Below are 12,222 nucleotides of genomic sequence, written 5' to 3' on the forward strand. Positions count from 1 at the left end.
ATGAAAAGACACCTCTACCCTCTCGCGCTGGCTGCTTTGTTTGCCTGCACCAGCACGGCCACGCGCCCGTCAGCATCTACGGCCTCGCAGGCGACGCTGGCCGCCACGCCGCCCACCACGACGGCTAGCGTAACGGCGGCAAAGGCCATGGTTGTTTCCGCTCACCCGGAGGCATCGCGCATTGGGCTGGAGGTTTTGCGAAAAGGCGGCAATGCGTATGATGCGGCCGTGGCGGTGCAGTTTGCGCTGGCCGTGGCTTTGCCAGCGGCGGGCAATATTGGCGGCGGCGGCTTCGTGCTCTACCACGGTGCCGATGGGCAGGAAGGCGCCCTTGACTTCCGCGAAATGGCCCCTGCCTCCGCCAATCGTGACATGTACCTCGATGCGCAAGGCAACGTAGTGCCCAGCCGTAGCACCGCCGGCCACCTGGCCACGGGCGTGCCGGGTTCGGTAGCAGGGATGGAAGCTTTGCACAAAAAGCTAGGTAAGCTGCCCTGGGCCGAGCTTGTGCAGCCAGCCGTTGAACTGGCCGCGAGAGGACTGAGGCTCACCGCGAAAGAAGCCGCTGGCCTGAATAATAACCGCGAGAACTTCCTGAAGTATAATGCCCAAACGCCGCCCGCCTACGTGCGCCCCGACGGCCAAACGCGCCCTTGGCAGCAAGACGACTTAATTCAGTACCCTGACCTAGTCCGCACGCTGGAACGCATCCGCGACAAAGGCCGCGACGGTTTCTACCAGGGCGAAACGGCCGACCTGATCGTGGCGGAAATGCAGCGGGGCGGCGGCATTATCACCAAGCAAGACCTGCAAAACTACCAGGCCAAGTGGCGCACGCCCTTGCACGGCCACTACCGCGGCTACGATGTGCTGGCTTTCCCACCGCCTAGCAGCGGCGGCGTGGCTTTGCTGCAAATGCTGCAAATGTTGGAGCCCTACAACCTAGGTGCGCTGGGCTGGCACTCGCCGCAGGGCGTCCACCTCATCACGGAAGCCGAGCGCCGCGTGTACGCCGACCGCGCCAAGTACCTCGGCGACCCTGACTTCGGCCGGGTGCCGGTGACGCAACTGCTGGATCAGAAGTACAACAAGAACCGCATGGCCACCATTCGCCGCGACGGCCGCGCCACGCCGAGCAGCGAAGTGACAGCCGGCGTCGGCCTGCCCGGCTACGAAAGCGACCAAACCACGCACTACAACATTGTGGATGCGCAGGGCAACGCGGTTTCGTGCACGACGACGCTCAACGGCTCCTATGGCAGCAAAGTCGTGGTGGCAGGCGCGGGCTTTCTGCTTAATAATGAGATGGATGACTTCTCGTCCAAAGTGGGCGTGGCGAATATGTATGGCTTAATTGGCGGCGCGGCCAATGCCATTGCGCCCGGCAAACGCATGCTGTCCTCTATGACGCCGACCATTCTCACGAAGAAAGGCAAGCTGGCGATGATAGTGGGCACGCCAGGCGGCAGCACCATCATTACCAGCGTGATGCAGGGCATTTTGAACGTCATCGACTACCACCAGGATGCCCAGCAAGCCGTAGCGGCGCCGCGCCTGCATCACCAGTGGCTCCCCGATCAGATTGATGCTGAGGAAAGCGCCCTGCTGCCTGCGGCCCAAGACACGCTCCAAAAGCGTGGCTACACCATCAAAACAGGTAGCCACTGGGGCCGCATGGAAATCATCTGGGTGCTGCCCGATGGTCGCTTGCAAGGCGGCGCCGACCCTAGGGGCGATGATACGGCGGTGGGGTATTAACGAAAATCCCCTTACACATAGAACGTCATGTCGACCAACGGGAGACATCTCGCGTGCAGCGGTAAACCCTAACGAATGGAGTTACTACTGCACGCGAGATGTCTCCCGCTGGTCGACATGACGTTCCTCTATGCTAGCAGCCAATTACTGCTGCACCTGCTTCAGCTCGCGGGCTAGGTCGCTGAGTTTCTGACCTAGCTTGTATAGGCTGTCCAGAAAGATGGGGTTGGCACCGTCGGCCAGGGCGTTGATGTGTTCGGCCAGCGTTTGCAGGGAAGCGGAGATTTGTGCCGCGTCGCCGCCAGTTAGGTAGCCTTTCAGAGCCACCAGGTCGCCGATGATGGTGTTGTACGTCGTACCGTTGTCGCCTTGCAGGAGCGTGATCCAGCCGTCAATTTTTGCGGGAGCAGCGGCGGCAAGCTGGTTCAAATCTTCGATACCGAGTGCTGCCAACGTAGTTTCGAACTGTTTGGCGCTATCTGAATGTGAAATGGACATCGTTGCGGGGTTATTCGGGTGAGTTTAAAGGAGCTTTTACGCCATCGGCGGCACGCAGGAGCACCTGACCGAGCTGCTGCAATTGTTCTTTGTATTCGTCACCGGCCTGATCGGCCGCTTTGGTGGTACTTTCACCGAGGCGCTGCAAAGAGCCGCTGATGCGGTCAGTGTCTTTGTCGTTGAGGTAGGTTTTCAGGTTTTGCAGCTCCTCAACCATATCGTTGCCGCCGGTCACGCCGAACGTGCGCAGGGCAGTAATCCAGCTGTCGATAACGATGGGAGCCTCAATGAGGGCCGCATGCAGGTTGCCGCTCAGTATGTCTTTGGTGGAGCGCAGGTTAGCATCCGGATTTGACGGATCAGTTGGCATAAAGCGAGTGGGTTAGGGTAAAAAAGCCTGTCGGTAATCAGGCGGTAAAATCAGTTTATAAAGAGGCCTTTACGTTGCCGGCGACTATCACGAGCAACTGACCTAGGTGGCGCAGCTGGTCGCCGATGCCATTGTGCAGGTGGTCGCCGGCCCAGGTGTGGATGTTGCTGGCGGCGCGTGAGGTTTGCTCGCCGAGGCGTTGCAACAACTCGTGCGTGTTCGCTTTGTCGCCGCTGCGGACGTAGTCGCGGAGCTGTTGAAGGTCGGAGCCGATGGCCGTTAGCGCGGCGATATTGGAGTTTTGCAGAAACGGAATCCAGGTATCTAGGTGGTCAAGCGCAATCTGCGGATCACGCGAGTTGTTGATGGTGTCGGAAATCGCCAGATTGGTTGCGTACAGCTGATCGTTGAGGTTATCAGAAGCCATGAACGTAGAAAGTTTAGGTGAGGGAGCGTACTAGTTTGCTCTTTACGCCTTCCGCCGCAGCCACGTTGTATCGGCCAGCATCTTGCACTTCCGAATCCGATTGGCGGCTAGCGTTCTGCTCGCTCAGAACCTAGCTTTTTGCCCTTGTGCCATAACTGGCCAGCTGATTTTGCGTCTTTTGAAATAGCATGAAGAAAAAGCTAGCTGAATGGGTCAAACGCTACCTGCCCGCCGAGGTGCTCTCGTTGGCTGCGACGCTGGCGGCGGGCGGCGCCACCTTCGCCCTCACGCACAACCGCACCAGCACGGCGCTAGCGGCAACGTGGGCCGGCAACGTGGCGTATTTTGGCTGCATTCTGCTGCAAGACATTCGCACCACGCGCCGCACCCATCGCGCAGCCGGTAAAGACTATACTACCAAGACGTTTGGTAAAAATATCCGGGCCCTCGTGGTGGAGTTTGGTGCCGCTGAGGTGCTCGACAGCTTTCTGATTCGGCCGCTGCTCATGTACTACCTGCCGCTGTGGCTGGGCACTTTATCGGGTGGCATTCTGGCGGCTAAGCTCGCGGCGGATGTTACGTTCTACATCCCGGCCGTCATCAGCTACGAGCTGAGTAAGAAGCGGCTGCGCGATTTTCGGTAACCCCGTTGATAATTCGACAACAAAAACCCTGACAGAGGCTTGAAGCCCTGTCAGGGTTGCAACGACAGCACGAAGCTGAATCTCACCCCCAGCCCCTCTCCTCGGGAGAGGGGTGCGTTCTAGAGAAGCAGCTAGGTTTGTCGTCTGGCACCCCTCTCCTGGGGAGAGGGGCTGGGGGTGAGGTTTTACTTCGCATCCGGAAAGGCTACCGGTTGCCAGGTGTTATTGGCGGCGTTGATGTCGGGCAGGAGCTTCGTGGGGTTCAGCACCACCGACGTCAGCGGCGAGGTGGAGTTGTGGCGGAAGGTCCAGGTGCCGCCGCGCTGCCATATCTCGACGGGTAGGCGCACCGTGCTGGTTTTCCCGCTGGCTTCCTTGATTTCGGCAATAACCGGCATAACGGCCTGGCCGCGGTTTTCGATGGTAATGAGCGCACCTTTGCCAGGGTCCTGGTTGACGTAGGCCACGCCGGTCACAGCTTGGTCGAGGAACCAGTTTTCAAAGAACCACTCGTGCCAGAACCACGTCAGGTCTTCGCCGGCCACCTCGTTCATCGTGCGGAAGAAGTCGCGGGGCTGCGGGTGCTTGAAGGCCCAACGCTTGATGTAGCTGCGGAAGGCGTAATCGAAGCGCTCGGGACCTAGGATTTCCTCGCGCAGCAGGTACAGGCCGTAACCCGTTTTGCTATAAGCGGCAAAACCTAGGTTGCGGGCCTGCGTCACGTCGGGCACGGTGTAGGGCACGTCGGCATCCGGGAGCTGCATGGCGCGGATGATGGTAGGCGCCGTGCGACCTTCCACATCGGCCAACGCCTTGTACTCGCCGTTGTTGAAAGCCTTGGTGGATAAGATGTTGATAAAGGTATTGAAGCCCTCGTCCATCCACGGGTACTTGCGCTCATTTGAGCCCACGATCATCGGAAACCAGTTGTGGCCGAACTCGTGGTCGGTCACGCCCCACAGGCGGCCCTTGGTTGAGCGGGCGCTGCAAAACACGATGCCCGGATACTCCATGCCGCCTACGATGCCGGCTACGTTGGTAGCCGCTGGGTACGTGTATTCGTACCACTGCTTCGAGTTGTACTCGATGCTCTTCTTCACGTATTCGGTCGAGCGGTTCCAGGCGGTATCCTGGGCTACTTCCGCGGGGTAGAGCGACATGGCCAACGACTTCCGGCCGCTGGGCAGGTTCATCTTGGCCGCATCCCACACGAAAGCCGACGACGCAGCCCACGCCACGTCACGTGCCTGCTGGCAGCGGAAGTGCCAAGTCAGGCGGCCGTTTTTGCCAGTCGGGCGCGAGCTAGGTTGCGTCACCTCGTCGGCGCTGCGCACAATTACGGTTTGGTCGGAGCCGGCCGCTTGGGCCAGGCGGCGCTGCTGGGCATCGGTGAGGACTTCGGCCTTATTCACCAACTCGCCCGAGCCACCCACGATGAAGTTGGCGGGCACGTTGATGGTGTAGTCGAAGTTGCCATATTCGAGGTAAAATTCGGCCGACAGGTACGGCAGCGTGTTCCAGCCTTCAATGTCGTCGTACACGGCCATGCGCGGGTACCACTGGGCTAGCTCGAAGATTTCGCCGTTTTTGGTCTGGAGGCGACCTAGGCGGTCGGATCCGTACTGCGGAATGTTGAAGGCGTAGGCAATGCGGATCGTGAGCTTGTCGCCGTGCGGCTTCATGGCCTCGGGCAAGATGATCTGCATGCGCGTGTCGTTCACGCGGTATTGCGCCTTAGTTTTCTTGCCGTGCAACTCAATATCAACGGTTTGCAGCGTATCGCCACCCTGAAAGCCGGGAGCCGAGTTGCCATTGCGCGCGCCCGAAATGGGCGTAGTGGCCGCGCCGCGCGACTTCGGACCGAACAGATTTTGGTCGAGCTGCACCCACACGAAAGGCAGCGGATCGGGACTGTTGTTGGTGTAGGTGATATCGGCGGTGGCGCTGAGCCTAGCCTGCTTTTCGTCGAGCGTGGCGGCAATTTTATAATCGGCCGAATTCTGCCAGTACGTAGCCGAGGGCGCCCCACCGGCGGTGCGCGTTGCGGGGCCGCGCTCAGTGAGGAACGTGGGCGAAAACAGCGCACGGGCATTGTAGCGGGATTCAGCGGCAGGCCCCCCCATCTGCGCCGTGGCGAGCGTAGACAAGAGCATTCCGGCGCTGAGCAGCAGGCCGGGCAACAAACGTTTCTTCATGGGTGATGGGTTGGCAAGAACAGATTTTGGTCAAGAACGGGAAAGCGCCTGGAAAGCTGCTTACCAACCTATTTTTCGCTGGCTGCTACGTTGTACAAAACCTCGTCAGTATAAACATTTCGAGCATACCTAGACTTTTCTATTCCATTCTAACCCTCCATAACACCCTTCATGGAAAAGCGTGAATTAGGAAAATCTGGTCTGCAAGTAGCCCCGTGGGCTTTCGGCGGCAACGTTTTTGGCTGGACCATCGACGAATCAACTTCTTTCAACCTGCTGGATGCCTTCGTGGATGCCGGCTTCAACTTCATCGACACCGCCGACGTGTACTCGGCCTGGGTGCCCGGCAACAAGGGCGGCGAGTCGGAAGCCATCATCGGCAACTGGCTCAAGCAGCGCGGCAACCGCGAGCAGCTCATCATTGCCACCAAAGTGGGCAGCGAAATGGGACCCGACAAGAAAGGCTTGTCGCCGAAGTACATCCGCCAAGCCGTGGAAGACAGCCTGCGCCGCCTCCAAACCGACTACATCGACCTCTACCAGTCGCACCGCGACGACCCCAACACGCCGCAGGAAGAAACCCTACAAGTCTACGCCGAGCTGATCAAGGAAGGCAAAGTACGGGCCATCGGGGCCTCCAACTTCACCGCCGACCGCCTGCGCTCGGCCCTGGAAATCAGTCAGCAACACGGCTTGCCGCGCTACGAAACCCTGCAACCCGACTACAATCTCTACGACCGCGCCGACTTCGAGAAGGAGCTGGAGCCGCTGTGCTTAGAGCAAAACCTAGGTGTCATCAACTACTTCGCTCTAGCCAGCGGCTTCCTCACCGGCAAGTATCGCTCGGAAGAAGACTTCCAGAAAAGTCAGCGCGGCGGCGGCATGAAGAAGTATCTGAACGACCGTGGTTTCCGCATTCTGAAAGCCCTAGACGAAGTGGCCGAGCGCTACAACGCCACACCGGCCGAAGTGTCGCTGGCCTGGCTCATTGCCCGGCCTAGCATCACGGCGCCGATTGCCAGCGCCACCAAAATCGAGCAATTGCAAGACCTGGCGAAAGCCGCCGAGCTGAGCTTAGATCAGGCAGCTGTGGATCAGCTGACACAGGCTAGCGCCTAGCGCCGGTACGTCTTCCATTATAAAGCCCCAGCTACCTTAGGCAGCTGGGGCTTTTTCTGTTTTAGATTGTTGTTATGCAAGCACTTCGCGCTAGTGCTCCTGCTGTTTTTGCTTGCGTCGCACCGGCTTCGCTTGCAGCTCAAACCTGAGTTGAAAATCGTTGCGAATGGCGTAGTCACCTAGGTTTTGAAAGAAGCTCGTGGAGTTGTAGGTGACGCCAAACATCGTGCGGTCGATAGTGGCGGTACCACTCAGGCGCAGACCGTTGGCGCTACGGGTTAGGGCTACCGGAAAGCGAATGGTCTTGGTGACGTTCTTAATGGTCAGCTGCCCAGTCGCCTGGCCTTGCACCACTTCTTTCAGCAGAAAAGTAGCGGTTGGATACTGCGCAACATCAAAAAAATCGGCGCTACGCATGTGTTCTTGCAGCTTTGCATCGGTATGCGCCAGGGTGCGCATGTCCACTTCAAAGCGGCCGTTGCGCAAGGCCGTGCCATCGTAGTCGAATGTGCCCTGGCGTAACTGAATGGTACCGGTTGGTGCCCAGGTGCCCACTTCGGCGTGGCCCGTCCAGGTGAGCTGACTGGCGGCCGAATCAATCTGGTAGCGCACGGCCACCGGGCGAAAAGCTAGGGTGCTTAAAATCAACAAGAAGAGAACGAGCGTTTTCATAGGTTCAGGAAGCTACAAGCGGTAAGTGATTTGCATTGATCATTCATCATTGTTCACTGTTCATTGCTGATCAGAACCTAGGTTTGGCTTCCGTCTCGATCAGGCCCATGCCTTTGTAGAGCTTGCCCTGCTTGTCTTTGGCCAGAATGTACCAGAGCGCATCGCCGCCGTAGAGGCGCTGGGCACTGTCGGCGAAGCGGTAGTTTTTAGCGAAGGTGTAGGTAGTACCGGTCTTGAGTTGCCCACCAGGGCAGTTGAACAGCTCGGCAAACTCGGCGGGCGTCTCGCGCATGTTGGCCTGCCAACCGGCCGCGCTGTACCAGATGAAGCTGCCGCACTCCACCACTTCCAGCTCCCCGACTTCGGAGCGGATCATGGTGCTGTGCTTCCAGACGTAATGGCCGGGCTGCGCCGGGTCAGGCTCCGGATAGTTCGGGTTCGGCGTGTGCCAAAGCGTAAGTCCCACGGGTACTTGCCGGAGCTTGTCGGGTAGCACGCGGGAGTGGTCGGACCAGGTTGCCTGGGCCGCCAGTTGAAAGCTGACGACCAGCAGGCCGATCAGCAAAAGCAAGCGTTTTTTCATGACCGTAACGGAGTTGAAGTACGGTCCGAAGGTGGCAGAACCTAGCCCAGCAAGCGCCCCAATTACAGATGTGGCACGTCCCGAATCACGATTTGGGCGTAGTGCGCGGTTTCGGCAGGTGGTTGTGCAGGAAACTTCTGCTATTCTAGCTTGGCACGACCTCTCGCTCTTCCTTCGCTCTTCCTTCGTGCAGCAGGTGCAGGAAGAATAAGCTTCCCTGTAAGCGTGATGTAGGTGACATAAGCGGACTTATTAGACAGATGCAACAAACTGATTTTAGCCTACCCATTCAGCAATTTGTTAGCTTACTCGTTGCGGCAGACTATCAAGCGGTTGTTGAGATGAGCCATCAGAAAGACCGACAACAGGCCGTTTGGATTGCCGATGCCATCCACTTGTATCCAGGACAACTGACCTTACCTCCTGTAACGGCTTATGACACGATGGACGTGTATGGATATGACGATGGGAGCGGTTATCTGATGGAATTTTTTCTGTGGGTCGATCAGAAGCCTAGTGACCTCATAATTCGAGTAGATGCTCGATGGGCCAATAACCAATTGCATTATACGTTCTGGGATATCTTGGTGCCTTAAAGTCATTTCACGGAAGAAGTCATTAACATAATTTAGTTATAACCGACTTCTTGAAATAATGACGATTCTTTGCTCAATTAGCTGTCGTGCCCATCGTACTACTTTAGCTAGCTGCCTTGTATACTAAATGCTCCGTGAAGTATCCTGCTACCTGTTCCTGCTATTACGTGTTCTTGCTGAGCCTACTCGGCAGCTTCTCTTGCCTAGCCGCCGATTCACTTGGCTTACTCCAGGCAGAACACGTTTCCTTTGCACCTTTCCCACCTACGAACGGCAGTGCCTTGGTTGATTCCATTGAGGCTCGTACGCTCCGGCAGGGCGTTGCTAAGCGGCAGTCCGCCGAGTCGGACGAGGCCTTTTTACAGCGGGTGCTTCCGGCTTCGTTCGCCAACCCGGATGGCCAGCCCCAAGTTATTCACTATGCGTGGCGGCCGAACGCTTTAGGCAAGCAGCTTTTCTTCAGTGCATACGACGCACACGAACACTACCGTTTGTACGTCTTTGTGCTCGACCCTTATCAGGCTGATACGTATGCGGTCGAGCGGTTTGAGGTAGAGCGTGAGGATTCTGATTCGGCTGGTGTCGCGGCCATCTTCTTTGCCGACACCAACCACGACGGCCGGAAGGAACTATTGGTGCTCGTGAATTCCTCGGTCGTGACGCCCACTGTGATTGACGGGGTGAATTGGCAGGCGCACACCTCCCACTACCACACGCGCATCTATGGATATCGGCTGGCAGCACAAGACCAGCGTCCGCACTACCAAGAGTATCCGCATCGCGACGATCTGGATGAGTTCGAAACGGCCGCGGAGGTGCGCCAGGTTCTGGCCACTCCCAACCGGAAGTACAAGGCTCGCAAAGCGCCTCACTCTAATTAAGCTGTTGGGTAAAGATGAGAAAGCAGCTTTCGTCGTGAAGAGACTTTTACATACTGAAAATGACCTTTACAGCACGTAAACTGGCTATAACGTTAACTGAATATTGCTTCAAGAAACGTTACAAGCGGCACTCCAAACGTTTGAAAATAGATTGTTTTACAGACATTTACCACCCTCAGCAAACGTCCTCTATAACCAAGATTTTTGCGCATTAATGGGCTATGTCACATGCGGCCGTACTCACTGGGCGCTACGCCGGTAAACTGTTTAAAAATGCGGTTGAAAGTGGTTTTGGAATTGAAACCGCATTCGTACGCAATACCTAGCAAGGTGAGCCGGGCTACATCGGCGGGGTTGACCAGGCGGCGCTTCACGGCTTCGACCCGGTAGCTATTCACCAAGTCGTTGAAGGACTGACCGAAGCCGTTGTTTACGGTAAAGGAAATCAAGCGGGGCGCCAGGCCGGTGTGGGCGGAAAGCTCAGCCAGCGTCAAGGTAGGATTCAGGTACAGTTGTTCTTCCTCCAAGGCTCGTCGGAGCCGCGCCACGATGGCGGGCTCTACTGCCGCCAGCTGCCGCGGAGCTTCCACAACAACTTGTGCGGCGCTTGCCTGCATGGCGGGCGGAGCGCCAAAGCTAGGTCCGACAGCCTCATTGGTCGGTGCCACTTGCTCGAACAACGCTTCTTCCGGGGCAAAGTTTACGGCCGCCATGTTGGCCTGCCGCAACCCAACTACCCCAATGAGCAGCACCACGCCGCCCAGCAGCCAGGTCGAATAATCGTAGGCGTAATACAGGTCAAAAAACTCGCGCAATACCACTTCCACCAGCCATTGTGCACTCACGACGGCCAGCGCCAGCAGCAGCACGCGCAGCCACGATAGCCGCAGCTGCGAGGTTTCGGAGAAGTTGTCGGGCAGCCAGCGCTGGTACTGTTGCAGCAGGCGCAGGCATAAACCCAGGTACACGATGAGCGACACCCAGGTACCAATGAACTCGACGCGGTAGGTGTAAGGCTGGTGCACCTTTTCCCAAAACCAGAGCTTCACCGCGTACGGCTGAAAGCACAGCCACCAATACAGCGCCGCCTGCATCAGCACGGGCCCAAAATGCCACCAGTGCCGCCGTTTAAACTGAAAAGCGTGATTAACTAAGCTCTGCACGTAGAAATACAGCAGCGGCCCGAAGGCAAACGAGTAGTAGATCGGCTTGAAATACCAGTTTGGGTTCTGCCCGTACACGTCGGCGGCGCGCAACAGGCCGTCGAGCGACCAGAGGGCCATCGTCAGCATCAGCAGGGCTAGAAAGCGGTTAGGCAGCCGGTTGTGCGGGGCAAACCACAGCAGGCCCGTCGCAAAAACAGCTTGCGCCAGTACCGCATACAAGAGCAGAACATCGGACGTGACGGCAATACGCATGCATGATAGCCTTTTTGACTGGCTGTCTGTAAAATAAGGTTTTGATCTTACTCCCCGCGCCTGACAGGCTACCCAAGCCCTCCTGACCTAGCTTTGAGGGACACATCCACGCGCCATATGCGTATTTTGCTGGCTGTCGCGCTACTTGCCAGCTTCTTCCCGCATGAAAGCCTCTACCCTGCCGGTACTGCACCTAGCTTCTTTCCCGCAGCCTTCCGCGCAGCGCAAGCCCTATTATGTGGAGCAGCTGCCGGCACACGCAACCCGGTTTCCGGGCCTGAGCCTGCCGCACAGCCACGATTTTTACTTGCTGCTCTACGTCACGCAGGGCCACGGCACGCACACCATCGACCTGATAACGTACGAGCTTAAGCCGGGCAGTCTGTTTTTTATGACACCGGGTCAGGTTCACAGCCTAGCGTTGGACGCAGAAGCCCAAGGTTTTATCGTGTTCTTCGACCCTAGCTTTTACCTGTTCCGCTACCCCGGCAGCCGCCTCTACGACTACCCGTTTTTCGACACTACGCAGCAACCTGTTCTGTACTTGCCTGGTGCGGAAGAAGAGTTTGGGCCGCTGTTCAGGCGCATGTTTGTCGAATATGCTAGCGCGCACGAAAACCAGGCGGATGTTTTCCGATCGTATCTGCACCTGTGCCTGGAGCTGGCCGCCCGCCACTACCAACAAGCTGAGAGCCACGAGGCGCTGTATAGTCAGCAGCAAATCAGGGCGTTTGGGCAGCTGCTGAACCAGCATTTCCGCACCTTGCGTACGGTGGGCGCCTACGCCGATTTGCTGCATCTTTCGGCCAACCACCTGAATGCGGTGTGCCGCCGGGTGCTGAACAAAACGGCCAGCACGCTGATTCATGAGCGAGTGATTATGGAAGCCCAGCGCCTCCTCTCCCACTCCGCTCAATCAGTGGCGCAGATAGCCGACGACCTAGGTTTTGATGATGCCTCTTACTTCAGCCGCTACTTTCGCAAGTACACCGGTCTCACACCCGAGACCTACCGCCACCAGCGTTGATTCGTCCTGTACAAACCCCGAAGTAGTCCGTGTG

Annotated in this window: 14 protein-coding genes; 7 read left to right on the forward strand and 7 right to left on the reverse strand. The window is 57.6% G+C overall.

The features are described from left to right. Nucleotides 1–1,758, forward strand: a complete 1,758-nt coding sequence (ggt, locus tag IEX74_RS00405; RefSeq protein ID WP_188809889.1) for a gamma-glutamyltransferase — start codon at nucleotides 1–3, stop codon at nucleotides 1,756–1,758. Between the two features lie 144 nt (nucleotides 1,759–1,902). Here ggt and IEX74_RS00410 read toward each other — a convergent pair whose 3' ends face one another. Genes IEX74_RS00410 through IEX74_RS00420 form a run of 3 tightly spaced genes read right to left on the reverse strand, consistent with a single transcriptional unit; the run spans nucleotide 1,903 to nucleotide 3,053 of the window. Then, a complete protein-coding gene (locus IEX74_RS00410; RefSeq protein WP_188809891.1) occupies nucleotides 1,903–2,256 on the reverse strand; it encodes a hypothetical protein in 354 nt (117 codons plus the stop codon). Between the two features lie 10 nt (nucleotides 2,257–2,266). Further along, on the reverse strand, nucleotides 2,267–2,626 hold the full coding sequence (locus IEX74_RS00415; protein WP_188809893.1) for a hypothetical protein: 360 nt from the start codon (nucleotides 2,624–2,626) through the stop codon (nucleotides 2,267–2,269). Nucleotides 2,627–2,681: 55 nt separating this feature from the next. Beyond that, nucleotides 2,682–3,053, reverse strand: coding sequence for a hypothetical protein (locus IEX74_RS00420; protein WP_188809895.1), 372 nt, complete (start codon nucleotides 3,051–3,053; stop codon nucleotides 2,682–2,684). 188 nt (nucleotides 3,054–3,241) lie between these two features. On the opposite strand from IEX74_RS00420, the gene IEX74_RS00425 reads away from it, so the two are divergent. Next, nucleotides 3,242–3,697 carry a hypothetical protein gene (locus IEX74_RS00425; protein WP_188809897.1) on the forward strand — a complete coding sequence of 152 codons (456 nt, stop codon included), beginning with the start codon at nucleotides 3,242–3,244 and terminating at the stop codon, nucleotides 3,695–3,697. A gap of 185 nt (nucleotides 3,698–3,882) precedes the next feature. Here IEX74_RS00425 and IEX74_RS00430 read toward each other — a convergent pair whose 3' ends face one another. Then, on the reverse strand, nucleotides 3,883–5,892 hold the full coding sequence (locus IEX74_RS00430) for a M1 family metallopeptidase (protein ID WP_188809899.1): 2,010 nt from the start codon (nucleotides 5,890–5,892) through the stop codon (nucleotides 3,883–3,885). Nucleotides 5,893–6,063: 171 nt separating this feature from the next. On the opposite strand from IEX74_RS00430, the gene IEX74_RS00435 reads away from it, so the two are divergent. Continuing rightward, on the forward strand, nucleotides 6,064–7,011 hold the full coding sequence (locus tag IEX74_RS00435; RefSeq protein ID WP_188809901.1) for an aldo/keto reductase: 948 nt from the start codon (nucleotides 6,064–6,066) through the stop codon (nucleotides 7,009–7,011). A 90-nt stretch (nucleotides 7,012–7,101) separates the two neighbouring features. Here the strand turns inward: IEX74_RS00435 and IEX74_RS00440 are convergent, their stop codons facing one another. Both IEX74_RS00440 and IEX74_RS00445 read right to left on the reverse strand, forming a co-directional pair. Next, on the reverse strand, nucleotides 7,102–7,683 hold the full coding sequence (locus IEX74_RS00440; protein WP_188809903.1) for a YceI family protein: 582 nt from the start codon (nucleotides 7,681–7,683) through the stop codon (nucleotides 7,102–7,104). A 70-nt stretch (nucleotides 7,684–7,753) separates the two neighbouring features. Further along, entirely contained in the window at nucleotides 7,754–8,266 is a 513-nt protein-coding gene (locus IEX74_RS00445; protein WP_188809905.1) for a hypothetical protein, read from the reverse strand. On the opposite strand from IEX74_RS00445, the gene IEX74_RS00450 reads away from it, so the two are divergent. The 3 genes from IEX74_RS00450 to IEX74_RS00460 all read left to right on the forward strand — a co-directional run bounded on the left by IEX74_RS00450 (nucleotide 8,265) and on the right by IEX74_RS00460 (nucleotide 9,743). Further along, on the forward strand, nucleotides 8,265–8,477 hold the full coding sequence (locus IEX74_RS00450) for a hypothetical protein (RefSeq protein ID WP_188809907.1): 213 nt from the start codon (nucleotides 8,265–8,267) through the stop codon (nucleotides 8,475–8,477). The two genes, IEX74_RS00445 and IEX74_RS00450, sit on opposite strands and share 2 nt — an antisense overlap. A 49-nt stretch (nucleotides 8,478–8,526) precedes the next feature. After that, nucleotides 8,527–8,862, forward strand: coding sequence for a DUF7668 domain-containing protein (locus tag IEX74_RS00455; protein ID WP_188809909.1), 336 nt, complete (start codon nucleotides 8,527–8,529; stop codon nucleotides 8,860–8,862). Between the two features lie 134 nt (nucleotides 8,863–8,996). Then, nucleotides 8,997–9,743: a hypothetical protein gene (locus IEX74_RS00460; protein WP_229755056.1), complete on the forward strand. Its 747-nt coding sequence runs from the start codon at nucleotides 8,997–8,999 to the stop codon at nucleotides 9,741–9,743. 224 nt (nucleotides 9,744–9,967) lie between these two features. On the opposite strand, the gene IEX74_RS00465 is transcribed toward IEX74_RS00460, so the two are convergent. Continuing rightward, nucleotides 9,968–11,161 carry a helix-turn-helix domain-containing protein gene (locus IEX74_RS00465; protein WP_188809913.1) on the reverse strand — a complete coding sequence of 398 codons (1,194 nt, stop codon included), beginning with the start codon at nucleotides 11,159–11,161 and terminating at the stop codon, nucleotides 9,968–9,970. Nucleotides 11,162–11,324: 163 nt separating this feature from the next. Between IEX74_RS00465 and IEX74_RS00470 the strand changes: the two genes are divergently transcribed. Beyond that, a complete protein-coding gene (locus IEX74_RS00470; protein ID WP_188809916.1) occupies nucleotides 11,325–12,188 on the forward strand; it encodes an AraC family transcriptional regulator in 864 nt (287 codons plus the stop codon). The last annotated feature ends 34 nt before the right edge of the window (nucleotides 12,189–12,222 follow it).

This window comes from Hymenobacter cavernae, assembly GCF_014641455.1.
Taxonomy (GTDB): Bacteria; Bacteroidota; Bacteroidia; order Cytophagales; family Hymenobacteraceae; genus Hymenobacter; species Hymenobacter cavernae.

Excerpts from the sequence above, each read along its gene's own strand:
- ggt (WP_188809889.1), top strand. The coding sequence starts at position 1 with ATGAAAAGACACCTCTACCCTCTCGCGCTGGCTGCTTTGTTTGCCTGC.
- IEX74_RS00410 (WP_188809891.1), bottom strand. The coding sequence starts at position 2,256 with ATGTCCATTTCACATTCAGATAGCGCCAAACAGTTCGAAACTACGTTG.
- IEX74_RS00415 (WP_188809893.1), bottom strand. The coding sequence starts at position 2,626 with ATGCCAACTGATCCGTCAAATCCGGATGCTAACCTGCGCTCCACCAAA.
- IEX74_RS00420 (WP_188809895.1), bottom strand. The coding sequence starts at position 3,053 with ATGGCTTCTGATAACCTCAACGATCAGCTGTACGCAACCAATCTGGCG.
- IEX74_RS00425 (WP_188809897.1), top strand. The coding sequence starts at position 3,242 with ATGAAGAAAAAGCTAGCTGAATGGGTCAAACGCTACCTGCCCGCCGAG.
- IEX74_RS00430 (WP_188809899.1), bottom strand. The coding sequence starts at position 5,892 with ATGAAGAAACGTTTGTTGCCCGGCCTGCTGCTCAGCGCCGGAATGCTC.
- IEX74_RS00435 (WP_188809901.1), top strand. The coding sequence starts at position 6,064 with ATGGAAAAGCGTGAATTAGGAAAATCTGGTCTGCAAGTAGCCCCGTGG.
- IEX74_RS00440 (WP_188809903.1), bottom strand. The coding sequence starts at position 7,683 with ATGAAAACGCTCGTTCTCTTCTTGTTGATTTTAAGCACCCTAGCTTTT.
- IEX74_RS00450 (WP_188809907.1), top strand. The coding sequence starts at position 8,265 with ATGACCGTAACGGAGTTGAAGTACGGTCCGAAGGTGGCAGAACCTAGC.
- IEX74_RS00445 (WP_188809905.1), bottom strand. The coding sequence starts at position 8,266 with ATGAAAAAACGCTTGCTTTTGCTGATCGGCCTGCTGGTCGTCAGCTTT.
- IEX74_RS00455 (WP_188809909.1), top strand. The coding sequence starts at position 8,527 with ATGCAACAAACTGATTTTAGCCTACCCATTCAGCAATTTGTTAGCTTA.
- IEX74_RS00465 (WP_188809913.1), bottom strand. The coding sequence starts at position 11,161 with ATGCGTATTGCCGTCACGTCCGATGTTCTGCTCTTGTATGCGGTACTG.
- IEX74_RS00470 (WP_188809916.1), top strand. The coding sequence starts at position 11,325 with ATGAAAGCCTCTACCCTGCCGGTACTGCACCTAGCTTCTTTCCCGCAG.